Origin of the sequence: Streptomyces sp. NPDC052109 (assembly GCF_040680195.1) — a bacterium.
GTDB lineage: Bacteria > Actinomycetota > Actinomycetes > Streptomycetales > Streptomycetaceae > Streptomyces.
This window is the reverse complement of the sequence record NZ_JBFAWF010000001.1, coordinates 292480-315577: the sequence shown is the minus strand read 5'-3', so window position 1 is coordinate 315577 and position 23098 is coordinate 292480. Positions and strand designations below refer to the sequence as shown.

At 71.1% G+C, this 23098-nt stretch carries 16 protein-coding genes and 1 pseudogene; 7 read left to right on the top strand and 10 right to left on the bottom strand.

Translation table 11 applies throughout. The annotated features are described in order from the left end of the window. Positions 1–70 precede the first annotated feature (70 nt). The 6 genes from AB0L59_RS01420 to iolC form a co-directional block, all read right to left on the bottom strand. Positions 71–1534 carry an APC family permease gene (locus AB0L59_RS01420; RefSeq protein ID WP_365578004.1) on the bottom strand — a complete coding sequence of 488 codons (1464 nt, stop codon included), beginning with the start codon at positions 1532–1534 and terminating at the stop codon, positions 71–73. Between the two features lie 480 nt (positions 1535–2014). Further along, positions 2015–3517, bottom strand: a complete 1503-nt coding sequence (gene mmsA, locus AB0L59_RS01415; protein WP_365578002.1) for a CoA-acylating methylmalonate-semialdehyde dehydrogenase — start codon at positions 3515–3517, stop codon at positions 2015–2017. A 16-nt stretch (positions 3518–3533) separates the two neighbouring features. Continuing rightward, positions 3534–5411 (bottom strand): 3D-(3,5/4)-trihydroxycyclohexane-1,2-dione acylhydrolase (decyclizing), encoded by a 1878-nt coding sequence (gene iolD / locus AB0L59_RS01410; RefSeq protein WP_365578000.1) that lies wholly within the window; start codon positions 5409–5411, stop codon positions 3534–3536. Then, positions 5408–6247 (bottom strand): 5-deoxy-glucuronate isomerase, encoded by an 840-nt coding sequence (gene iolB / locus AB0L59_RS01405; protein WP_365577998.1) that lies wholly within the window; start codon positions 6245–6247, stop codon positions 5408–5410. The genes iolD and iolB overlap by 4 nt, the downstream gene beginning before the upstream one ends. Positions 6248–6254: 7 nt before the next feature. After that, positions 6255–7139, bottom strand: a complete 885-nt coding sequence (locus tag AB0L59_RS01400; protein ID WP_365579452.1) for a deoxyribose-phosphate aldolase — start codon at positions 7137–7139, stop codon at positions 6255–6257. Positions 7140–7198: 59 nt separating this feature from the next. Further along, positions 7199–8149, bottom strand: a complete 951-nt coding sequence (gene iolC, locus AB0L59_RS01395) for a 5-dehydro-2-deoxygluconokinase (protein ID WP_365577996.1) — start codon at positions 8147–8149, stop codon at positions 7199–7201. 124 nt (positions 8150–8273) lie between these two features. Here iolC and AB0L59_RS01390 point away from each other — a divergent pair, with 124 nt between their 5' ends. The 3 genes and pseudogenes from AB0L59_RS01390 to AB0L59_RS01380 all read left to right on the top strand — a co-directional run. Continuing rightward, on the top strand, positions 8274–9191 hold the full coding sequence (locus tag AB0L59_RS01390; protein ID WP_365577994.1) for a sugar phosphate isomerase/epimerase: 918 nt from the start codon (positions 8274–8276) through the stop codon (positions 9189–9191). 507 nt (positions 9192–9698) lie between these two features. Further along, the gene (locus AB0L59_RS01385) at positions 9699–9899 is read left to right on the top strand and encodes a MerR family transcriptional regulator (protein WP_365577992.1); all 201 of its coding nucleotides are present in this window, start codon (positions 9699–9701) and stop codon (positions 9897–9899) included. Positions 9900–9927: 28 nt separating this feature from the next. Continuing rightward, a pseudogene (locus AB0L59_RS01380) lies at positions 9928–10239 on the top strand (GNAT family protein); the annotation flags it as partial. 45 nt (positions 10240–10284) lie between these two features. Here the strand turns inward: AB0L59_RS01380 and AB0L59_RS01375 are convergent. Continuing rightward, positions 10285–11334 (bottom strand): zinc-dependent alcohol dehydrogenase family protein, encoded by a 1050-nt coding sequence (locus AB0L59_RS01375; protein ID WP_365577990.1) that lies wholly within the window; start codon positions 11332–11334, stop codon positions 10285–10287. A gap of 30 nt (positions 11335–11364) precedes the next feature. After that, positions 11365–13662, bottom strand: coding sequence for an MMPL family transporter (locus AB0L59_RS01370; protein ID WP_365577988.1), 2298 nt, complete (start codon positions 13660–13662; stop codon positions 11365–11367). Between the two features lie 161 nt (positions 13663–13823). Here AB0L59_RS01370 and AB0L59_RS01365 point away from each other — a divergent pair, with 161 nt between their 5' ends. From AB0L59_RS01365 to AB0L59_RS01350, 4 genes are all read left to right on the top strand, one after another. Beyond that, positions 13824–14474, top strand: coding sequence for a TetR family transcriptional regulator (locus AB0L59_RS01365; RefSeq protein WP_365577986.1), 651 nt, complete (start codon positions 13824–13826; stop codon positions 14472–14474). A 221-nt stretch (positions 14475–14695) separates the two neighbouring features. After that, entirely contained in the window at positions 14696–15634 is a 939-nt protein-coding gene (locus AB0L59_RS01360; protein WP_365577984.1) for a PrsW family glutamic-type intramembrane protease, read from the top strand. A 95-nt stretch (positions 15635–15729) separates the two neighbouring features. Then, positions 15730–15963 (top strand): heavy-metal-associated domain-containing protein, encoded by a 234-nt coding sequence (locus AB0L59_RS01355; RefSeq protein ID WP_365577982.1) that lies wholly within the window; start codon positions 15730–15732, stop codon positions 15961–15963. Between the two features lie 88 nt (positions 15964–16051). After that, positions 16052–18310, top strand: coding sequence for a heavy metal translocating P-type ATPase (locus tag AB0L59_RS01350; RefSeq protein WP_365577980.1), 2259 nt, complete (start codon positions 16052–16054; stop codon positions 18308–18310). A 756-nt stretch (positions 18311–19066) separates the two neighbouring features. On the opposite strand, the gene AB0L59_RS01345 is transcribed toward AB0L59_RS01350, so the two are convergent. Continuing rightward, positions 19067–20356: a citrate synthase gene (locus AB0L59_RS01345; RefSeq protein ID WP_365577978.1), complete on the bottom strand. Its 1290-nt coding sequence runs from the start codon at positions 20354–20356 to the stop codon at positions 19067–19069. Between the two features lie 178 nt (positions 20357–20534). Then, positions 20535–22868 carry an ATP-dependent RecD-like DNA helicase gene (locus tag AB0L59_RS01340; RefSeq protein ID WP_365577976.1) on the bottom strand — a complete coding sequence of 778 codons (2334 nt, stop codon included), beginning with the start codon at positions 22866–22868 and terminating at the stop codon, positions 20535–20537. Positions 22869–23098: the final 230 nt, after the last annotated feature.

Genomic DNA, 23098 nt, shown 5'->3' with positions numbered 1-23098 from the left:
GGGCCCGGAAACGACGTCGTCCTTGCCGCCTGTCGCGGTGCGGGCGGCAAGGACGACGGAAGGCCGCGGATCAGGCCTGCGCACCCTCGGCGACCGGCGTGAGCCCGGCGACCGGAGCGTCCACGGCGACCGGCGCCTCCTCGGCGAGCCGGACGTCCTCCGGGAGCGAGACCAGCCAGCGGGTCTCGCGGCGCGGGCGGAGGTAGAAGGCCCAGTAAAGGGTGGCGACGGCGGTGATGCCGCCGGTCCACAGCAGGTACGAGAGGTCCTGCTCGACCAGGACGTAGACGAGGACGGCGATCAGCAGGATCGGCATCGCCGGCCACAGCGGCATCCGCCACGCCCTCTTGCCGCCGTGCGCGCCGCGCCGGGAGAGCAGCGAGGCGATCGCGACCAGCAGGTACAGGCCGGTGACGGCAACGCCGGTGACGCCGTAGAGGGTGTCCAGGTTGACGAAGCAGAGGAACGCGCCCGGGACACCGACGACGAGCGTGGCGACCCAGGGGGAGCCGAACCGGCCGAGCTTGGCGAGGGCGTTGTTGACCGGGGACGGCCAGGCCTTGTCGCGGGCGGAGGCGAACAGGACACGGGAGTTCTGGATGACCATGACGATGCCCGCGTTGATGATCGCGAGGGCGACGCACAGGCTGACGAAGGTGCCGACGGCCGAGTTGCTCCAGGCGATGACCATGCTGGAGATGTCGCCGCCGGTCAGGGCGTTCAGGTCACCGGCGCCCAGGGTGATCGCCACGACCGGCACCAGGATGACCACGCTGGAGATGGCGAGGGTCGCGAGGACCGTACGGGCGACGTTGCGGCGCGGGTTCTCCAGCTCCTCGGAGAGGTAGACGGCGGTGGAGAAGCCCTGGGTGGCGAAGAGGGCGATGGCGAGCCCGGAGAGGACCATCATGGCCGTGACCGGGTTGACGTGGGCGTGCTCGCCGGCGACCTGCATCGAGCCGAGGCTGCTCGCGCCGCGGTGGGCGTGGGTGAAGCCGAGGAGGGCGACGACTCCGGCGGCGACGACCTCAAGGACCAGGAAGATGCCGGTGATCCAGGCGTTGGCGCGCAGGTCCAGCAGACCGGCGAGTGTGGCGGCGAGCATGACGCCGGCGCCCGTCCACGAGGGGTCGAGGTGGACCACCGGGGCGAGGTAGTCGGCGGTGCCCATGGCGATGACCGGAGGGACGATCATCACGACGAGCAGCGACATCACGAAGGCCAGCCAGCCGGCGAGCCGTCCGGCCAGGGTGGAGACGATGGCGTACTCGCCGCCCGCGCTGGGGATGAGGGTGCCCAGCTCCGAGTAGCAGAACGCCACGGGGATGCAGAGCAGCGCGCCGATGGCGATGCAGAGCGCCGTTGCCGTTCCCAGGCTGGAGAAGAGGTCGGGCACGATCACGAAGAGGGTGGAGGCGGGGGTGACGCAGGACAGCGTCAGCAGGGTGCCGCCGACGACCCCGATGGACCGCTTCAGGCCCGGTGCTTGGGCGGGCGCGGTGTCGGCCACGGACTTCGGGAGCGTGTCGGTCATGCGGCGGTTCCGATCGACTCGTACGGCTGAGGGTGGGGGTCGGGAGCGCTATCGCCTCCGGCGGATCGTCCTGCGCTGGTCTCGTCCGCTCCCGGCGCTGCATAGCGAACCCCGACGAAAACCGCCGCGTCAATGGCCGTTTACCTTCGGAATCCGCACTCACGGACGGCCTCACGGTGGATCAGATTCGCAGGCGGCGACGCCCTATAGCGTCATCCATCAAGCCGCAGGCAAATCTGACCTTGCTTTCAAAGGAGATCTGGCGGCAATCCCTTCATCACCCGTTTCGTCCGCGCTGAACGAGAACCGCAGCCGACGTTTCAAAAAAATGTCAGCCGTCCGCTATCCGGACCGGCTCCTCGATCGCATACATGTCATTGCGCCGCGGTCGAGCCGGCGATGTGGCGCCGGCGGGGCTGGACACACCGGTGCCCCGCCCTCTCCCACGCGGAGGACGGGGCACCGTACGACTGCTACGGCTCAGTGGTTGCGCGGGAAGCCCAGGTCGACGCCGGCCGGGGCGTCGGCGGGGTCGGGCCAGCGGGTGGTGACGACCTTGCCGCGGGTGTAGAAGTGCGTGCCGTCGTTGCCGTAGATGTGGTGGTCGCCGAAGAGCGAGTCCTTCCAGCCGCCGAAGGAGTGGTAGCCGACGGGGACCGGGATCGGGACGTTCACGCCCACCATGCCGGCCTCGATCTCCAGCTGGAAGCGGCGGGCCGCGCCGCCGTCCCGGGTGAAGATCGCCGTGCCGTTGCCGAACGGGGAGGCGTTGATGAGGGCCACGCCCTCCTCGTACGTGTCCGCGCGCAGGACGCAGAGGACCGGGCCGAAGATCTCGTCCTGGTAGGCCTTGGCGCTGGTCGGCACCTTGTCCAGCAGCGAGATGCCGATCCAGTGGCCGTCCTCGAAGCCCTCGACGGTGTAGCCCGTGCCGTCCAGGACCACCTCGGCGCCCTCGGCGGCGGCGCCGGAGACGTAGGAGGCGACCTTGTCGCGGTGCGCCTTCGTGATCAGCGGGCCCATCTCGGACGCCGGGTCGTTGCCCGGACCGATCTTGATCTTCTCGGCGCGCTCGCGGATCTTCTCCACCAGCGTGTCCCCGATGGCGCCCACGGCCACGACGGCCGAGATGGCCATGCAGCGCTCGCCCGCCGAGCCGTAGGCGGCGGACACCGCGGCGTCGGCCGCCGCGTCCAGGTCGGCGTCCGGCAGGACCAGCATGTGGTTCTTGGCGCCGCCCAGGGCCTGCACCCGCTTGCCCTGCGCGGAGGCCGTGGTGTGGATGTAGCGGGCGATCGGCGTGGAGCCGACGAACGACACCGCCCTGACGTCCGGGTGCTCCAGCAGCCGGTCGACGGCCACCTTGTCACCGTGGACGACGTTGAAGACGCCGTCCGGCAGCCCGGCCTCGCTCAGCAGCTCGGCGATGCGGATCGACGCCGACGGGTCCTTCTCGGACGGCTTCAGCACGAAGGTGTTGCCGCACGCGATGGCGATCGGGAACATCCACATCGGGACCATCGCCGGGAAGTTGAACGGCGTGATGCCGGCGACGACACCGAGCGGCTGACGGATGGAGGAGACGTCGACGCGGCTGGCGACCTGCGTGGACAGCTCGCCCTTCAGCTGCACGTTGATACCGCAGGCCAGGTCGACGATCTCCAGGCCACGGGCGACCTCGCCGAGCGCGTCCGAGTGCACCTTGCCGTGCTCGGCGGTGATCAGCTCGGCGATCTCGTCGCGGTGCGCGTCGAGCAGCGCGCGGAACCGGAAGAGGATGGTGGTCCGCTGGGCCAGCGAGGACTGGCCCCACGTCGTGAAGGCGTCCTTGGCGGCCGCTACCGCCGCGTCCACCTCCTCGACCGACGCGAACGCGACCTTCGTGGTGACCGCGCCGGTCGCCGGGTCGGTGACCGGCCCGTACGTGCCCGACGCGCCTTCGGCGGTCTTGCCGCCGATCCAGTGGTTGACGATCTTCGTCATGCCGAGAGACTCCTTATTACAGATGGCGGCGTCGGGTCGAGACGTGCCGTTCGTACAGCTCACGTGCCTTGACCGCCGGCGATCGGGTCGCGGTCTCGGCCACAGGAACATCCCACCAGGCCTGCGCTTCGGGCGCGCCCGACACAGTGTCGGACGTTTCGGTCTCCACGTAGACACATGTGGGAATGTCGGCGGCCCGCGCGTCGGCGAGCGCCGCGCGCAGCTCCCGTACGGTCTTCGCGCGCAGCACCCGCATGCCCAGGCTGGCCGCGTTGGCGGCCAGGTCGACGGGCAGCGGGGCGCCCGTGAAGGTGCCGTCGTCCGAGGTGAACCGGTAGGCGGTGCCGAACCGCTCCCCGCCCACCGACTCCGAGAGCCCGCCGATCGACGCGTACCCGTGGTTCTGTACCAGCAGGATCTTGATCGCGACGCCCTCCTGCACGGCCGTCACGATCTCCGTCGGCATCATCAGATACGTGCCGTCGCCGACCAGCGCCCACACGTTCCGCTCCGGCGCGGCCAGCTTCACCCCGAGGGCGGCCGGGATCTCGTAGCCCATGCAGGAGTAGCCGTACTCCAGGTGGTACTGGTCGTACGACCGCGCCCGCCACAGCTTGTGCAGGTCGCCGGGGAGCGAGCCGGCCGCGTTGATGATGATGTCCGACTCGTCCACCAGGGCGTCCAGGGCCCCGATGACCTGCGGCTGGGTCGGCCGTACATCGGGTTCGGCGGCCTCGAAGCAGGCGTCGACGCGCTGCTCCCAGCGTTCCTTGTCCTCGGTGTACTCGGTGACGTACGACTCCGCCACCTCGTGGCCGTGCATCACCAGCGCCTCGGTCAGCTCACCCAGACCGCTGCGGGCGTCCGCGATCAGCGGGATGCCGGCCAGCTTGTGGCCGTCGAAGGACGCGACGTTGAGGTTGAGGAAGCGGACGCCCGGATTCTGGAAGAGGGTGCCGGAAGCCGTGGTGAAGTCGGTGTACCGGGTGCCGACCCCGATCACCAGGTCGGCCGTGCGGGCCAGCTCGCCGGCGGTCGCGGTGCCGGTGTGGCCGACCCCGCCCACGTCCTGCGGGTGGTCGTGGCGCAGGGAGCCCTTGCCGGCCTGCGTGGAGGCGACCGGGATGCGGGTGGCCGCCGCGAACTCGGCGAGGGCCGCCTCGGCGCGGCTGTGGTGGACCCCACCGCCCGCGATGACCAGCGGCCGTCGTGCCTCCCGTACGGCCCTGACCGCCTCCGCCAGCTCGGTCGGGTCCGCGCCCGGCCGGCGTACGGGCCACACGCGCTCGGCGAAGAACTCCTCCGGCCAGTCGAAGGCCTCCGCCTGCACGTCCTGCGGCAGGGCGAGGGTGACCGCGCCGGTCTCGACCGGGTCGCTGAGGACCCGCACGGCCTGCAGCGCGCTCGGGACCAGCTGCTCGGGGCGGGTGACCCGGTCGAAGTACTTCGACACCGGGCGCAGGGTGTCGTTGACCGAGACATCACCCGCGTACGGCACCTCCAGCTGCTGCAGGACGGGGTCGGCGGGGCGAGTGGCGAAGACGTCGCCGGGCAGCAGCAGGACCGGGAGGTGGTTGATGGTGGCGAGGGCGGCGCCCGTGACCAGGTTGGTCGCACCCGGCCCGATCGACGTCGTCACCGCGTGCGTGGACAGGCGGTTCGACTGGCGGGCGTAGCCGACCGCCGCGTGCACCATGGACTGCTCGTTGCGGCCCTGGTGGTACGGCATGACGTCCGCGTACTCGATCAGTGCCTGGCCGAGTCCGGCCACGTTGCCGTGGCCGAAGATGCCCCAGGTGGCACCGATCAGCCGCTGCCGCTCGCCGTCGCGTTCGGTGTACTGGGCGGCGAGGAAACGGACGAGTGCCTGGGCGACGGTCAGCCGGATCGTCATCGGTAGCCCCCTGTGCTTTCGGCGTGGTCGGGGTGGAAGCAGATCCGCCACTCCCGGGTCTCGCCCGGGCCGGCCATGACGTTCAGGTAGTACATGTCGTGCCCGGGCTGGGCGATGGACGGGCCGTGCCAGCCGTCGGGCACGAGGACGGCGTCACCGGAACGGACCTCGGCGAGCACGTCCGCGCCACCCTCGCGCGAGGGGAACACACGCTGGTAGCCGAGACCGTTCGGGCCGTCGATCTCGAAGTAGTAGATCTCCTCCAGCTCGGACTCCGCGCCCGGCCGGTGCTCGTCGTGCTTGTGCGGCGGGTACGACGACCAGTTGCCGCCGGGGGTGAGCACCTCGACGGCGATCAGCTTGTCGCAGTCGAAGGAGTCGGCGGAGGCGAAGTTGCGCACTCGGCGTGCGCAAGAGCCGCTGCCGCGCTCCTCGACGGGGACCTCCGGCGCGGGGCCGTAGCGGGCGGGGAGTCGTCGCTCGCACTTCGCTCCTGCCAGGGCGAAGCGGCCTCCCGCGCCGGAGGCGATCTGGACCCGGGCGTCCCGGGGAACATACGCGAAGTCGGAGGCGTCCGCGAACACGCTCTCCCGACCCAGGAGTTGGAACTCGCCCTTCTCCCTTGATGCGCTGTCAATTTGTACGGTACATCCGCCTTGCAGGGGAAGCACGATCCACTCACTGTCCCCTGTGGTGAACGTATGTGTGCCACCCGGCGCCAGCCCGACCACACGCAGACTGCTGTGCGTCCAGCCGGCCAACTTGGGGTCGATGTCGACGAGATACTGGGCGTTCGCGGTGGCGCCCCTGGGCAGATGCAGGTCGGTGCTGGTCATGCGGCCCTCACAGCAGTCCTACGGCGGTGTCCACGGCGGCGGCCACATCGCCGTCCGCCGGGTACAGCAGCGAGCGGCCGACCACCAGGCCGCGCACGGTGGGGAGTTGGAGCGCGCCGCGCCACTTCTCGTAGGCGGCGACCTGGTCCTCGGGTGCGTCGCCGATGTCGCCGCCGAGCAGCACGGCCGGAAGGGTGGAGGTCTCCATGACCCGGGCCATGTCGTCGGGGTTCTCGGTGACGGGTACCTTGAGCCAGGTGTAGGCGGAGGAGCCGCCGAGGCCGGAGGCGATGGCGATGGACCTGGTGACCGCCTCGGCGGACAGGTCGTTGCGCACCTTTCCGTCGGGGGTGCGGCGGCTGAGGAACGGTTCGACGAAGACCGGCAGCCGGCGCGCGGCCATCTCGTCGATGGCGCGGGCGGTGGACTCCAGGGTGGTCAGGGAGCCGGGGTCGTCGTAGTCGATGCGCAGCAGCAGCTTGCCCGCGTCGAAGCCGAGCCGCTGGATGTCCTCGGGGCGGTGACCGGTGAACCGGTCGTCCAGCTCGAAGCTGGCGCCCTGCAGGCCGCCCCGGTTCATCGAGCCCATGACGACCTTGTGGTCGAGGGCACCGAGCAGGAGCAGGTCGTCCAGGATGTCGGCGGTGGCGAGGACGCCGTCGACGCCGGGGCGGCTGAGCGCCAGGCAGAGGCGTTCGAGCAGGCCGGCACGGTTGGCCATGGCGAACTTGCGGTCGCCGACGCCGAGGGCACCCCGGGCGGGGTGGTCGGCGGCGACGATCATCAGCTTGCCGTTCTCGTTGAGGAGCGGTCTGCGGGCGCGGCGGGTGGCGGCCTCGGCGATCGCCTCGGGGTGGTGGGTGCGGATGCGGACGAGTTCGGCGACGTCCACGCGCGACTGCCGGACGCCGTCGCCGCCATGGGCGTGCGTGCCCGCGACCCGGCCGGCCCTCACAGCACCGCTCCGGCGTCGAGCGCGGCGGCCACCTCGTCCGCGGTGGGCATCGCGGAGGAGCACTCCAGGCGGGAGGCGACGATGGCGCCGGCCGCGTTGGCGTGCCGCATGATCCGCTCCAGGTCCCACCCTTCCAGCAGACCGTGGCAGAGGGAGCCGCCGAAGGCGTCCCCGGCGCCGAGGCCGTTGAGGACGGTGACGGGCAGGGGCGGGACCTCGGCGGACTCGCCATGCGCGCTGACCGCCAGGACACCTTTGGGTCCCTGCTTGACGACGGCGATCTGGACACCGGCGTCGAGCAGGGCGCGGGCGGCGGCATGCGGCTCGCGCACACCGGTCGCGACCTCGACCTCGTCCAGGTTGCCGACCGCGACGGTGGCGTGCCGCAGGGCCTCGGCGTAGAAGGGGCGGGCCGTGCCGGGGTCCTTCCAGAACATCGGACGCCAGTCGAGGTCGAAGACGGTGATGCCGGACTTGGCCCGGTGGGCGAGGGCCGCGAGGGTAGCCGTACGGCTCGGCTCCTCGCTCAGGCCGGTGCCGGTGACCCAGAAGATACGGGCCTCACGGAGGGCGTCGAGGTCCAGGTCGTGGGCGTCGATCTCCAGGTCGGGCGCCTTGGGCTGCCGGTAGAAGTAGAGGGGGAAGTCGTCCGGCGGGAAGACCTCGCAGAAGGTGACCGGGGTCGGCAGGCCGGGGACCGGGGTGACCCAGCGGTCGTCGACACCGAAACCGCGCAGCGCCTCGTGCAGATACGCGCCGAACGGGTCATCGCCCGTGCGGGTGATCACGGCGGTGTGCCGGCCGAGCCGGGCCGCTGCGACCGCGACGTTGGTCGCCGACCCGCCGAGGAACTTGCCGAAGGACGACACCTGGGCGAGCGGGACACCGGTCTGCAGCGGGTACAGGTCCACTCCGATCCGCCCCATGGTGATGAGGTCGTAGGCCATCGGCTTCCCTTCGTCGTGGCTCTCCCCGGCTTTCTAGTCCCGCACGGCGGATCCTGTCAACGTTTTGTCCAGACATTCGGACCAGCCCTTGACACCGGTTTCCGGGGCCCGCACTCTGGCGCCCATGACGTCAAGGTCACCGTCCTCCTCACTGTCCCGTATCCGGATCGGATCGGCGCCCGACTCCTGGGGCGTCTGGTTCCCCGACGACCCCCGGCAGGTGCCCTGGCGGCGCTTCCTCGACGAGGTGGCGGACTCGGGCTACGAATGGATCGAGCTGGGTCCCTACGGCTATCTGCCCAGCGATCCCACGATGCTCGCCGAGGAGACCGCCCGGCGTGGCCTGAAGGTGTCGGCCGGCACCGTCTTCACCGGCCTGCACCACGGCGAGGCCGTGTGGGACGAGACCTGGGCGCACGTCTCCGACATCGCGGCCCTCACCCAGGCGATGGGCGCCCGGCACCTTGTCGTCATCCCGTCCTTCTGGCGGGACGACAAGACGGGTGAGGTGCTGGAGCCCGACACGCTGACCGTCGGACAGTGGCGGAACCTCACCTCGCTGACCGAGCGGCTCGGGCGGGAGGTGCGGGAGCGGTACGGCCTGACGATCGTCGTCCACCCGCATGCCGACACCCACATCGACAGCGAGGAGAACGTCACCCGTTTCCTCGACGGCACGGACGCCGACCTGGTGTCGCTGTGCCTGGACACCGGGCACTACGCGTACTGCGGCGGGGACAGCGTCAAGCTGATCGAGACGTACGGGGAGCGGATCGGGTACCTGCACCTCAAGCAGGTGGATCCGGGAGTCCTGGCGGACGTGCGGGCCAAGGGGACGCCCTTCGGACCCGCGGTGGCCCAGGGTGTGATGTGCGAACCTCCGCGTGGAGTACCGGAGTTGGGTCCCGTGCTGGATGCGGCACAGCGGTTGGGGGTCGAGCTGTTCGCGATCGTGGAGCAGGACATGTACCCGTGCGAGCCGGACGCTCCGCTGGGGATCGCGCGGCGCACTCGGGCATTCCTCCGGTCGTGTGGGGTGTGAGAGCGCCTGGCGGGGTGCCGGGTCCGTGAGCGCGCGAGCGCCGGCGGGCAGGGCGGGGGACGCCGTTCGCCCGGCCGACGGCCTCCCGGGGGGAAGCGGGGGCTTCCGGCGGCAAGGGGGCTGATCCCCGGGGGAAGCCCCCTTGGGCGAACCACCGTCGGAGGGTGGCGAAGCCGACGGGCCGGGTCCGACGCAGCGGGCCCGGCCCCTCCTCGACTTTCACCGCCTGGGACCGACCGGCCCGCCGCCTCCGGTGCGGTGCGACGGCAGCACGCCCCGCTGCCGCCCCGGCGCACGCCTTTGCGGCAGTTCTGTCACAAAGGACCCCTCTGTGTCACACATGTCGCGAGTACGCGGGTTGTGCGTCACATGGTGTCGACAGGCGCTGTCCTCCGGTCACTGTGCGTCGTTCACCGGGCGCAGGCTCGGTGATCGCCAGCGCAGCGCCCGGCTCCCCCGACGACCGCCCCCGGTCGCCGCTGTGGCGCGCGCAGGGAGGTGCAACTCATGACCGACCAAAGGCTCTGGTCCTACAAGGAGATCGCGGCGCACATCAAGGTGCAGCCGGACACCGTACGGTCCTATCGCAAGCACGGGCTGCTGCCCCCGCCCGACCATGTGGAGGGCGGCAAGCCCTACTGGTACGCCGACACCGTCCGCGCCTGGGTCGCCTCCCGGCCCGGCAACCGGGGGCGCCGACCGGACTGACCCCGGCCGGGCACCGACCTCACCCCGGCTGCTCGGCGAGGTCGTCCTCTACGACGTCGACCGGCACGCCCGCAGCCGCACCTTCCGCGCGTTGCCGGGCCCGCGCGGCCGGGGCCGGGGCACAGGCAGCGAGGCGACCCGGCTGATCGTCGGTCATGGCCTCGAACAACTCGGACTGCGCCGTGTCGAGTTGGAGGTGTACGGCGACAACACGCGGGCCCCACGGGTGTACGAGAAGGTCGGCTTCGTTGTGGAGGGCGTACGGCGTGAAGCGGCGATGCGGGACGGCCGATGGGCGGACGGGGTGGTGCCGGCGATCCTGGAACAGGAGTGGGCGTCCCACCGGGGACGGCCCGGTACGGCTGTGACCGGCGCCCGCACGCGGTCACGCCCGGCTCCACGGCTCGATGACCGTGACCCCGGCGCCCGCCGCCGTACCCATCGCCGCGAGGGCCGCCGGTGTCGCGTCGAGCGTGATGGCGGACGTCACCAGGAAGTCGGGGCGCAGGACTCCGGAGCGGACCAGGCGGAGCATTCCCGGGTAGGCGTGGGCCGCCATGCCGTGGCTCCCGAGGAGTTCGAGTTCCAGGGCGATGGCGCGGGCCAGCGGGACGGGCGTGGTGCCGTCGGCCGAGGGCAGCAGCCCCACCTGGACGTGCCGGCCGCGGCGCCGCAGGCCGTTCACGGACGCCGCGCAGGTGCCCGGCGAGCCCAGGGCGTCCAGGGACAGATGGGCTCCCCCCTCGGTCAGCTCGCGGACGGCGGTGGCCGGGTCGGGCACACCGGTCGCGTCCAGGCACTCGGCGGCGCCGAACTTCCGCGCCAGGTCGAGGGCCTGGGGCGACACGTCGACGGCGATCACGCGTGCTCCGCAGGCCGCCGCGATCATCACCGCCGACAGACCGACCCCGCCGCAACCGTGTACCGCGACCCACTCCCCCGCCGCAACCCGGCCCTGCTGCACCACCGCACGGAACGCGGTGGCGAAACGGCAGCCGAGTGCGGCGGCGGTGGCGTACGCCATGTCGTCCGGGATCGCTACCAGGTTGACGTCGGCGTGGTCGAGCGCGACGTACTCGGCGAAGGAGCCCCAGTGGTGGAAGCCCGGCTGGGTCTGGCGTTCGCACACCTGCTGGTCGCCCGCCGCGCACGCCGGGCAGGTACCGCAGGCGCAGACGAACGGCACGGTGACCCGGTCGCCGGGCCGCCACCCGGACACCCGGGAACCCACCGACTCCACGACACCCGCGAGTTCGTGCCCGGGCACGTGCGGCAGCGTGATGTCGGGGTCGTGGCCCATCCAGCCGTGCCAGTCGCTGCGGCAGAGGCCGGTGGCCTCGACCCGGACGACCACGCCGTGTTCCGCGGGTCCGGGGTCGGGTACCTCCCGAACCTCTGCGGGGGCGCCGTACCGCTCGAAGACGACCGCTCGCATGCGCGCTCCTTTCGGAAACCTCCGCGAAGACTAGAGGGTCCCGGGCCCGCCGGGTCGTGTGGCCGGTTCCGGTTCGTGGGAGCCGGTTGCACCGTCCCCCGCGTCCCTTCGGGGCACCGGCGCCTGCCCTTCGCTGAGTCCGAACCGTCGGTGGACGCGCCGCAGCCATGCCGGTGCCCACCAGGTCGCCCTGCCCGTGAGCCGCATGATCGCCGGTACCAGCAGGCTCCGGACCACCATCGCGTCCATCAGGACCGCCAGGGCGATGCCCAGGCCGAGCATCTTGGTGTTGGTCACCCGCGAAGTGCCGATGGCGACCATCACCACGGCGAGGATCACCGCCGCCGCGGTGATCAGCCCGCCGGTGCGCTGGAGTCCGCGGCGCACCGCCGCGTCGTGGTCGCCCGTGCGGTCGTACTCCTCCTTGATGCGGGAGAGGAGGAACACGCCGTAGTCCATGGAGAGCCCGAAGGCCACACAGAACATCAGCACCGGAAGGGTGGTCTCTATGGAGCCGGAGCTGGTGAAGCCGAGCGGGCCGGACAGATGGCCGTCCTGGAAGACCCAGACGACCGCGCCGAACATCGCCGTCAGACTGAGCGCGTTGAGCACCACGGCCTGCACCGGGATCAGCACGCTTCCGGTGAGCAGGAAGACCAGCAGGAGGGTGACGACGGCGATGAACGCGGCCGCCCAGGGCAGTCGCTGGACTATCGCGTGCTTGGTGTCGACGAGGACGGCCGCCGTGCCGGTCACCTTGGTGTCGAAGGGGGCGGGCAGCGCGCGCACCTCACCGACCAGGCGCTGGGCGGCGTCGTCCACGGCCTCCCCCTTGGGCTGCACCGTGAAGTAGGCGGCGTCGCCCTTGACCAGCGGTCCGTCGGCACGGACCGCCTCGGGCAGGGCGGCCAGCCGCTGCCGGTAGGCGGCGTACTGGGCGTCGGTGGCCCTGCCCTCGGCGAGGATCTCCAGACCGCCGCCGGGGCTGCCCGGGAAGCCCTCGCGGATGTGCTGCTGCACCACGTGGGACTCGGCGGTCGAGGGGAGCTGGCGATCGTCGGCGGTGCCGAACTTCACGCCCAGGAAGGGCAGTCCGAGAGTGACCAGCAGCACGGTGGTGCCGAGCGCGAAGAGCGGGGCGCGGCGCATCACGAGGCCGGCGGCCCGCGTCCAGGCCGTCCCCTCGGCGGGCTCGGGATCGCGGCGCCGGCGCAGCAGGCGGCGCAGATCAAGGGAGTTGATCCGGTGGCCGAGGAGGACCAGCGCGGCCGGGAGCAGGATCAGGGCGGCGGCCGCGGCGAGCAGGACGACCGCTATGCCGGCGTAGGCGAAGGACCGCAGGAAGTACTGCGGGAAGACCATCATGGCGGCCAGGGACACCGCCACCGTCAGGGCGGAGAAGAGCACCGTGCGCCCGGCCGTGCGCAGGGTCGCGCCGACCGCCGCCGACGGGACGGCGCCCGTGGACAGCTCCTCGCGGTAGCGGCGGACGATGAACAGGGCGTAGTCGATGGCCAGGCCGAGGCCGAGGGCCGTGGTGAGGTTGAGCGCGAAGACGGAGACGTCCGTGAACGCGGTCAGGCCGCGCAGGACGGCATTGGTGCCGAGGATCGCGACGATGCCGATGCCCAGTGGCAGCAGGGCGGCGATGGCGCTGCCGAAGACCGTCACCAGCAGCACGAGCGTGATCGGCAGGGCGATCAGTTCGGCGCGGGTCAGGTCCTCCTTGATGATCGTCTGCATCTCGTGCCGGACGGCGACGATGCCGCCGATCCTGACCCGCACCGGACCCTGCACGCCGCGGTAGTGCGGGGCGATGCGGTCGAGCGTTCTGCCCATGGTGTTGTCGTCGCCGGTGATGCGCGCGGCGATCAGGGCCTCGTGGCCGTCCTCGGCGCGCAGAGCCGGTGACCTGCTCTGCCAGTAGGAACCGACACCGGTCACGCCCTTCTCCCCCGCCAGCCGGGCGGTCAGGTCGCGGGCCCGGGCGGCGACCGCCGGATCGTCGACCGAGGCGCCGCCCGAGTCGACCAGGAGCAGGACGTTCGGCTGGGAGTCCGGGAACTCGTGCTCCAGGGCCTTGGTCGCGTACGTCGACTCGGCGGCCGGATCCTCCCAGCCGCCGCTGCCGAGACGGTCCGCGACGCCGCTGCCGGCCAGCACGGCGAGCGCGGTGAGTACGAGGGCCACGAGGAGCGACAGGCGTGGGCGGGCGGTGACGAAGCGGGTCCAACGGCCGGGTCGGCGTGGTTCCTGCTCCGGGCCGCGCTCCGGATCCTGTTCCGGCGCCCGGCCCGCCGGCAACAGCGGCGTGTTGACTTCGGTCATCCTGCGGTGTCCCCTTCACCACGAGCCGTGCCCGCACAGACGGGCGGCACGGAGGAGTCGTTGCCATAAACTGGCAAACACGAGAGATCGCTCGCGTTTCTCCAGAATGCGAGCGACCGCTCGCGTTTGTCAATGACCTTCTGGAGAGCTGGGGATAACGCGTGTCCGACACCTCGGAGAAGGAGCAGGCGAAGGAGCAGCCGCGCCGCCGACAGGCCCGCGGGGAGCGCCGCATCGCCCAGCTGCTCGAAGCGGCCGCCCGGGTCTTCTGCACCACCGGCTACACCGCCGCCAGCACGAACGCGATCGCCCGCGAGGCCGGCGTCTCGCCGGGCACGCTCTACCAGTTCTTCCCGAACAAGGAGGCGATCGCGATCGACCTGGGCGACCGGCTCGTCCACGAGATGCGGGAGACCTACGGCGAGGCGCTGGCCCCCGTCGACCCCGCCACCCCGCTGGAGGTGGCGATCGGCTCCGCCATCGACCGGTTCATCGCTTTCAACACCGAGCACCCGGTCTTCTTCGCGCTGCTGCACGGCCCCGACATCCCGGGACGGATGGCCGAGGCGCACGACCAGTTGCACGCGACCGTGACCGGCCGGATCGAGGAACTGCTCGCCTCCCTCATGCCCGGCGCCTCCCCGGCCGACGTCACCCGCACGGCGCACGTCTGCCTCGGCATCTACAAGTCCGGCCTGGAACTGGTCCTCGCCCACGAGGACGCCGAGCGTGCGGCCTACGTCCAGGAGATCAAGGACGTCCTGATCCGCTACCTGGACCCGCTGGTGGGAGACCGGCCCGACCACGGGTGATCCGGGGAGCCGTCCGGCGGCGGGTGAGCCAAGGGCCACTCGATCCCGGGTGAGAGTTAAGTGATCACCCGGCCTGGGGGGGAGCCGTGGAGCCGAGCTCGCCGGCCGCGACTCCAGTGGCCCGGATCCATGTGCCCCCAGCAGGTCACCCGGACTGCGGCACCCGGTGCATCTGCCTACAGTGCGGATGAATCGACCAGCAGCCGTCCGAGGGGACCCCCGTGAGCCACTCCCCGCCTCCCGGCGCACCCAAGGCCCGCATCCCCGGCCCCCAGCAGCCGCCCCCGCCGTACCCCCGCATCGCCGCGGGACTGTGGCGGCGCTGCCTCGGCGGGGGGCTCGCCCTGTGGGCGCTGACCGCGTGGGTCACGTACGAGACGCGGAACAGCGCAATGCTGCCGACGCTGATCCTGCTCGGCAGCCTTCTCGTGCCGGTCGTCTTCGTACTGTGGGCATACGAGCGCCACGGCCGTGACCTGGGCGTCAGTGCGATCCTCGGCTGCTTCCTGGCCGGCGGGGCCCTCGGCGTGCTCGGCGCCTCGCTGATGGAGGCGTACCTGCTGCGCCCCTCCCTCGGCATGTTCGCCGGCGTCGGGCTGATCGAGGAGGCGGCCAAGCTCGCCGCGCTGGTGTTCGTGCTGCGCCGGCAGCCGGCCGTCCGGGGACTGCGCGCCGGACTGGTGCTCGGCGCGGCCGTCGGCTTCGGCTGCGCGGCACTGGAGAGCGCCGGTTACGCGTTCGGCGCCGCCTTCTCCACCGAGGGCGTCGATCTGCGCTCCCTGCTGGAGACGGAGGTCCTGCGCGGGGTGCTCGCCCCCTTCGGGCACGGCCTGTGGACCGCGATCGCCGGTGGTGCGCTGCTGTCCCGGCGGCGCCTGAGCGGGCACTTCCGCATCGCCGCGCCGGTCGTCGGCACCTGCCTGGGCGTGTCCCTGCTGCACGCCCTGTGGGACTCCGCACACGGCATCGCGCTCTGGATGGTCGCCCGGCTGACCGGCGGCGGCCTGCGGGGGCAGCTGTTCGCACAGGGGTACCTCGTGCGGCCGAGCGCCGAACAGGAGCACCTCTTCGCGCTGTTCTCGGTCGGCGGGTCGGCCCTGGTGGCCCTGGCCGGGGTCGGCTGGGTGCGGTCACTGGCGCGCCGGGGCACCTCCTGGTGAGGCGCCTCGGTACCCCCTAGGGGTATAGTGTGGACAACGGTGGGGTCCCCTCGCGGGCCTCACTGGCCCCACATGCCCCGACGAGGAGTAACGACATGCACACCGACACCCCGGGCTCCGTCACCACCGTCTACAAGGTGACCGGCATGAGCTGTGGCCACTGTGAGGGCTCCGTCTCCGGCGAGATCTCCCAGATCCCCGGCGTCAGCTCGGTGAAGGCCGTGGCCTCCACCGGTGAGGTCACCGTGGTCTCCGAGGTCCCGCTGGACGACGAGGCCGTGCGCGCCGCCGTGGACGAGGCGGGCTTCGAGCTGGCCGGCCGGGCCTGAACGCCCGCCACCCCCGTTCCCCGACCCGACCGTGCCGACCAGCTGATACTGGATCCGTGCGGTCCGGTCCGATGTCTGGAGTCCGGACATGACCAGCACCACCGCAGAGAACGCGACCGCGATGACCACCTCCGAGGTCGAGCTGCTCATCGGCGGGATGACCTGCGCCTCCTGCGCCGCCCGGGTGGAGAAGAAGCTCAACCGGATGGAGGGCGTCAGCGCCACCGTCAACTTCGCCACCGAGAAGGCGAAGATCGCCTTCGGCGAGGGCGTGCGGGTGGCCGACCTGATCGCCACCGTGGAGAAGACCGGCTACACCGCCGAGGAGCCCGCGCCCCCGGAGCCCGATCCCGACACGTCTCCCGAAACCTCCGAGCAGGACCGGCAGGACCCCGGACTCGGCGCCCTGCGCCACCGGCTGCTCGTCTCCGCGCTGCTCGCCGCACCCGTGGTGCTGCTCGCGATGGTCCCGGCGCTGCAGTTCGACAACTGGCAGTGGCTGTCCCTCACCCTCGCCGCGCCGGTCGTCGTCTGGGGCGGGTGGCCCTTCCACCGGGCGGCCTGGACCAACCTCCGGCACGGCGCCGCCACCATGGACACCCTGGTCTCGGTCGGCACGCTGGCCGCGTTCGGCTGGTCGCTGTGGGCCCTGTTCCTCGGGGACGCGGGCACGCCGGGCATGCGCGACGAGTTCCGCCTCACCGTCTCGCGCATGGACGGCGCCTCCACCATCTACCTGGAGGTCGCCGCCGGAGTCGTCGCGCTGATCCTGCTCGGCCGCTATCTGGAGGCCCGCTCCAAGCGCCGCGCGGGCGCCGCCCTGAAGGCGCTGATGGAGCTGGGCGCCAAGGACGTGGCGCTCCTGCGGGACGGCCGCGAGGTACGCGTCCCCCTCTCCTCCCTGACCGTCGGCGACCGGTTCGTCGTACGCCCCGGCGAGAAGATCGCCACCGACGGCACGGTGGTCGAGGGCCTCTCCGCGGTGGACGCGTCCATGCTGACCGGCGAGTCGGCGCCGGTGGACGTCGGTCCCGGCGACCGGGTCACCGGCGCCACGGTCAACGCCGGCGGCCGGCTGGTCGTGGAGGCCGACCGGGTCGGCGCCGACACCCAGCTCGCCCGGATGGCGAGGCTCGTGGAGGACGCGCAGAACGGCAAGGCCGAGGTGCAGCGGCTCGCCGACCGGATATCCGCCGTCTTCGTCCCCGTGGTCATCCTCATCGCGCTCGGCACCTTCGGGGTCTGGCTGGGCGTCACCGGGGACCCCGTCGCCGCCTTCACGGCCGCCGTCGCCGTACTGATCATCGCCTGCCCCTGCGCGCTGGGCCTCGCCACACCGACCGCGCTGATGGTCGGCACCGGCCGCGGCGCCCAGCTCGGCATCCTCATCAAGGGCCCCGAGGTGCTGGAGTCCACGCGCCGCGTCGACACGGTCGTCCTCGACAAGACCGGCACCGTCACCACCGGCCGGATGACCCTGCAGGCGGTGTACGCCGCCGACGGCGAGGACGAGAAGGAGCTGCTGCGCCTCGCCGGCGCCCTGGAGCACGCCTCCGAGCACCCGGTCGCCCGCGCGATCGCCGCCGGCGCCGAGGAACGCGCCGGCTCACTGCCCGCGGTCGAGCACTTCGAGAACGTCCCCGGGCGGGGCGTACGCGGGCGCGTGGAAGGCCGCGAGGTGGCCGTGGGGCGCCTGTACGACGAGGTGCCGCACGAGTTGGCCCGGGCGGCACACGAAGCCGAGCAGGAGGGCCGTACGGCCGTCGTGGCGGGCTGGGACGGGCGGGCCCGCGGGGTCCTCGCCGTCGCCGACGCGATCAAGGGGACCAGCGCGGAGGCGGTACGGGAGCTGCGCGCGCTGGGCCTCAGGCCGGTGCTGCTCACGGGTGACAACCGGACGGTCGCCGAGGCGGTCGCGCACACGGTCGGCGTCGACGCCGGGGACGTCTTCGCCGAGGTGCTGCCGGAGGCCAAGGTGGACGTCGTACGGGGGCTGCAGCGCGAGGGGCGGACCGTGGCCATGGTCGGCGACGGCGTCAACGACGCGGCCGCACTCGCCGCCGCCGACCTGGGGCTCGCCATGGGCACCGGCGCGGACGCGGCGATCGAGGCCGGCGATCTGACGCTGGTGCGCGGTGATCTGCGGGTCGCGGCCGACGCCATCCGGCTGTCCCGGCGGACGCTGACCACCATCAGGGGCAACCTGGTGTGGGCCTTCGGCTACAACGTGGCCGCACTGCCGCTGGCCGCGGCCGGGCTGCTGAACCCGATGATCGCCGGGGCGGCGATGGCCTTCTCCTCGGTCTTCGTGGTGACCAACAGCCTGCGGCTGCGCCGGTTCCACTGAAGTCCCGCGAGGTTACCGGCGGTTAGACGTGGCCGAAGTAAGAGACCCCCTAGAGTCAGGCGCGAGCCTCACATAAGCTCTTCACAAGGCTCGCGCATCATCCTTACGCTTGGGCCCCGATCGCCGTATCGGGGCTCTTGCGCACCTAAGGGACATATGCAAGAGACGCAGATCACAGTGATGCGAACGTAACCATCGAAGGGGTTCGAAGGTCTAAGTTGGCGATGTCGGTTCGGCGTCTTGGGGGGCGTCATCCGGCATCTGAGGATGTCTTGGGGGACTTCCTCAGAGATGCGTTGCCGGGGCACGTACACCGGGAAGCTTTGAGCGGCCCTCCCAGCGTGCGTTGTCCCGGCAGATCGCACCGCATCACCGGAGCAGGACGAGTTTTGCTCATTCTGCTCGACGACAGCGATTCAGGCGCTGTCCTCTCCGAGCGCCCGGCCGGATCCCGTGGGGGGAATCCGCACCGGGACATGGGAAGGCGCCCTGGTCGTCGGCCCGTGGGGGGACCGGCGTCTCAGGGCGCCTTCTGCTTTTCACTTGTTTCCACGACGGGTCCGTGAGGACGGCGACGGGATGCCGGGGGGGCGACGGTAGTCCGTGCGCACCGCGGAGTCCCCCGGACGCCCGGAGGGCTCACCGCACCACAGGCGCCACCGCCGATCCCCTCCAGGGGACCGGCCCACGGCCCGAAGCCGACGGAAAGCAGGCCACAAGGGGCGCCATCTGCATGGCACCCCTCACCGGCAGGTGTCAGCGCTCCTCGACCGGCACGAAGTCACGCTCGACGACGCCCGTGTAGATCTGGCGCGGGCGGCCGATGCGCGAACCCGGCTCCTTGATCATCTCGGTCCACTGGGCGATCCAGCCCGGCAGGCGGCCGAGGGCGAACAGGACCGTGAACATCTCGGTCGGGAAGCCCATGGCCCGGTAGATCAGACCGGTGTAGAAGTCCACGTTCGGGTACAGCTTGCGCTCGACGAAGTAGTCGTCGGAGAGCGCGTGCTCCTCCAGCTTCAGGGCGATGTCGAGGAGCTCGTCCTCCTTGCCCAGCGCGGAGAGCACGTCGTGCGCGGCGGCCTTGATGATCTTGGCGCGCGGGTCGAAGTTCTTGTAGACCCGGTGGCCGAAGCCCATCAGACGGACGCCGTCCTCCTTGTTCTTCACCTTGCGGATGAAGGTGTCGACGTCGGAGCCGGAGTCGCGGATGCCCTCGAGCATCTCCAGCACGGACTGGTTGGCGCCGCCGTGCAGCGGGCCCCACAGCGCGTTGATGCCGGCCGAGATCGACGCGAACATGTTGGCCTGCGAGGAACCGACCAGGCGGACCGTGGAGGTCGAGCAGTTCTGCTCGTGGTCGGCGTGCAGGATCAGCAGCTTGTCCAGGGCGGCGACGACGACCGGGTCGAGGTCGTACTCCTGCGCCGGGACCGAGAAGGTCATGCGCAGGAAGTTCTCGACGTAGCCGAGGTCGTTGCGCGGGTAGACGAACGGGTGGCCGATCGACTTCTTGTACGCGTACGCGGCGATCGTCGGGAGCTTGGCGAGCAGGCGGATCGTGGAGAGGTCGCGCTGCTTCTCGTCGAACGGGTTGTGGCTGTCCTGGTAGAAGGTGGACAGCGCCGAGACGACCGAGGACAGCATGGCCATCGGGTGGGCGTCGCGCGGGAAGCCCTTGTAGAAGTTCTTGACGTCCTCGTGCAGCAGGGTGTGCCGCGTGATGTCGTTCTTGAACCTCGTCAGTTCGTCGACGGTGGGCAGCTCGCCGTTGATCAGCAGGTACGCCACCTCGAGGAAGGTGGAGCGTTCGGCCAGCTGCTCGATGGGGTAGCCGCGGTAGCGGAGGATGCCCGCCTCACCGTCGAGGTAGGTGACAGCGGATTTGTAGGCGGCCGTGTTGCCGTACCCGCTGTCCAGAGTCACCAGACCGGTCTGGGCGCGGAGCTTCCCGATGTCGAAGCCCTTGTCGCCGACGGTGCTGTCGACCACCGGGTAGGTGTACTCGCCGTCGCCGTACCGCAGTACTACAGAGTTGTCGCTCACGTCTTCCCTCACCGACGTAGTGCCTCATCTTCGAGGTGCCCTGACTGTCTCTACCATCCCCCATTTGGCTCAGGAGAGTGCACTCGGGGTCGACCATTGGGCCTATCGGCGGCACTCAGTGCCGCCAATCTGCTTATCCTGCCCCCTCCGAACGGCATCTGGAAGTGCTCTGTGACCTTCACGACTCATTTGATCGATCATTTTTCGTGATGCCTGTCCGCCGCCCGTCCGAGCCGGTGACGTCCAGCTTCCCGCCCGATGACGCGAGCCTGAAATCGAGGGCCGTGCAGCGCCGTCCCGCCGACACCGTGCGCACCGCCTGACCGATCGCCTTGCGCGAACCGACGAGGACGACCAGCTGCTTGGCCCGGGTGACCGCCGTGTACAGCAGGTTCCGCTGGAGCATCATCCATGCTCCTGTGGTGACGGGAATCACCACCGCGGGATATTCACTCCCCTGCGAGCGATGGATGGTCACCGCGTACGCATGGGCCAGTTCGTCCACTTCGTCGAATTCGTACGGAACCTCCTCGTCCTCGTCCGTCAGCACGGTCAGGCGCTGGTCGACCGGATCGAGCGAGGTGACGACGCCGACGGTGCCGTTGAAGACGCCGTTCTTCCCTTTCTCGTAATTGTTGCGAATCTGGGTGACCTTGTCGCCGACGCGGAAGACCCTGCCGCCGAACCGCCTCTCCGGCAGATCGGGCCGCCCGGGCGTGATGGCCTGCTGGAGCAGCCCATTGAGCGCACCCGCGCCCGCCGGCCCCCGGTGCATCGGCGCCAGTACCTGCACATCCCGGCGCGGATCCAGCCCGAACCTGGCCGGAATCCGCCGCGCGGCCACGTCCACGGCGAGCCGCCCCGCCTCCTCGGTGTCGTCCTCCACGAAGAGGAAGAAGTCCTTCAGCCCGTCGGTCAGCGGATGCTGCCCGGAGTTGATCCGGTGCGCGTTGGTGACGACGCCGGACTGCTGGGCCTGCCGGAAGACGCGGGTGAGCCGGACGGCGGGGAGGGGACTGCCGTCGGCGAGCAGATCGCGCAGCACTTCCCCGGCCCCGACGCTGGGCAGCTGGTCGACGTCACCGACGAAGAGCAGATGGGCGCCGGGCGCTACGGCTTTGACGAGCTTGTTGGCGAGCAGCAGGTCGAGCATGGAGGCCTCGTCCACGACGACCAGGTCGGCATCGAGCGGCCGGTCCCGGTCGTAGGCGGCATCCCCACCGGGCTTGAGCTCCAGCAGCCGGTGGACGGTGGAGGCCTCGGCGCCGGTCAGCTCGGACAGGCGCTTGGCGGCACGCCCGGTGGGCGCCGCGAGCAGCACCTTTGCACGCTTGGCCCGGGCCAGCTCCACGATCGAGCGGACGGTGAAGGACTTGCCGCAGCCGGGGCCGCCGGTGAGGACCGCGACCTTCTCGGTGAGCGCGAGCCTTACGGCTGCCTCCTGCTCCGGGGCGAGGTCGGCGCCCGTACGGCCCTTCAGCCAGCCGAGGGCTTTGCCCCAGTCGACGCCGTGGAACGCCGGCATCCGGTCCTGGTCCGTACGGAGGAGACGCAGCAGCTGGGAGGAGAGGGACAGCTCGGCGCGGTGGAAGGGGACGAGGTATACGGCGGTGACGGGCTCGGCGTCGTCGCCGTCCGGCCCGGGCACCTTCTCCCGTACGACACCCGGGTCGCCGCCGTCCTCCGACGGTTCGGCCAGCTCGGCGAGGCACTCGATGACAAGGCCGGTGTCCACGGCGAGCAGCTTCACCGCGTCGGAGATCAGCCGCTCCTCGGGGAGGAAGCAGTGCCCCTGGTCGGCGGACTGGGACAGGGCGTATTGCAGCCCCGCCTTGACCCGCTCCGGGCTGTCGTGCGGAATGCCGACGGACTGGGCGATCTTGTCGGCGGTGAGGAAGCCGATGCCCCAGACGTCGGCGGCGAGGCGGTACGGCTGTTCCCTGACGACCTGGATCGACGCGTCCCCGTACTTCTTGTAGATCCGCACGGCGATCGAGGTGGACACCTCGACGGTCTGCAGGAAGAGCATGACCTCCTTGATCGCCTTCTGCTCCTCCCAGGCGTCGGCGATCTTCTTGGTCCGCTTGGGACCGAGGCCCGGGACCTCGACGAGCCGCTTGGGCTCCTCCTCGATGATCCGGAGGGTGTCCAGCCCGAAGTGCTGCGTGATCCGGTCGGCGAAGACCGGCCCGATCCCCTTGACCAGCCCGGACCCGAGGTAACGCCGGATGCCCTGGACGGTGGCGGGCAGCACGGTCGTGTAGTTCTCGACATGGAACTGCTTGCCGTACTGGGGATGCGAGCCCCAGCGCCCCTCCATGCGCAGCGACTCCCCGACCTGGGCGCCGAGGAGCGCGCCGACGACCGTGAGCAGATCACCGCCGCCTCTGCCGGTGTCGACCCGGGCGACGGTGTATCCGTTCTCCTCGTTGGCGTACGTGATGCGCTCCAGCACGCCTTCGAGCACGGCGAGCCGGCGCTCGGTCGTGGGGTTCCCCGTGCGGTTGGACATGATCCGACCGTACAGGCGGGGTCCGACAACGGAAGGGGAGGCGTCAGGAGCGGGGTGCCTGAACCTGCTGACGCCCCTCGGGCCACCTCCGCCCGGCAGTCCGCGGCCTCGCCTCCTGCCGGCTGGCGCGCGCCGGGCGGAGCGGCGCCTGCGGTTCGCCACGGCCGAGCACCGCACCGGCGGTGCGGCGGCGTTCGCGGCCTGGCCCGCCGTCGGTCACCGTACGGCCC

Bases quoted from the DNA above. Each gene is read 5' to 3' on its own strand.
- AB0L59_RS01420 (WP_365578004.1), bottom strand. From the start codon at position 1,534: ATGACCGACACGCTCCCGAAGTCCGTGGCCGACACCGCGCCCGCCCAA.
- mmsA (WP_365578002.1), bottom strand. From the start codon at position 3,517: ATGACGAAGATCGTCAACCACTGGATCGGCGGCAAGACCGCCGAAGGC.
- iolD (WP_365578000.1), bottom strand. From the start codon at position 5,411: ATGACGATCCGGCTGACCGTCGCCCAGGCACTCGTCCGTTTCCTCGCC.
- iolB (WP_365577998.1), bottom strand. From the start codon at position 6,247: ATGACCAGCACCGACCTGCATCTGCCCAGGGGCGCCACCGCGAACGCC.
- iolC (WP_365577996.1), bottom strand. From the start codon at position 8,149: ATGGCCTACGACCTCATCACCATGGGGCGGATCGGAGTGGACCTGTAC.
- AB0L59_RS01390 (WP_365577994.1), top strand. From the start codon at position 8,274: ATGACGTCAAGGTCACCGTCCTCCTCACTGTCCCGTATCCGGATCGGA.
- AB0L59_RS01385 (WP_365577992.1), top strand. From the start codon at position 9,699: ATGACCGACCAAAGGCTCTGGTCCTACAAGGAGATCGCGGCGCACATC.
- AB0L59_RS01375 (WP_365577990.1), bottom strand. From the start codon at position 11,334: ATGCGAGCGGTCGTCTTCGAGCGGTACGGCGCCCCCGCAGAGGTTCGG.
- AB0L59_RS01370 (WP_365577988.1), bottom strand. From the start codon at position 13,662: ATGACCGAAGTCAACACGCCGCTGTTGCCGGCGGGCCGGGCGCCGGAA.
- AB0L59_RS01355 (WP_365577982.1), top strand. From the start codon at position 15,730: ATGCACACCGACACCCCGGGCTCCGTCACCACCGTCTACAAGGTGACC.
- AB0L59_RS01350 (WP_365577980.1), top strand. From the start codon at position 16,052: ATGACCAGCACCACCGCAGAGAACGCGACCGCGATGACCACCTCCGAG.
- AB0L59_RS01340 (WP_365577976.1), bottom strand. From the start codon at position 22,868: ATGTCCAACCGCACGGGGAACCCCACGACCGAGCGCCGGCTCGCCGTG.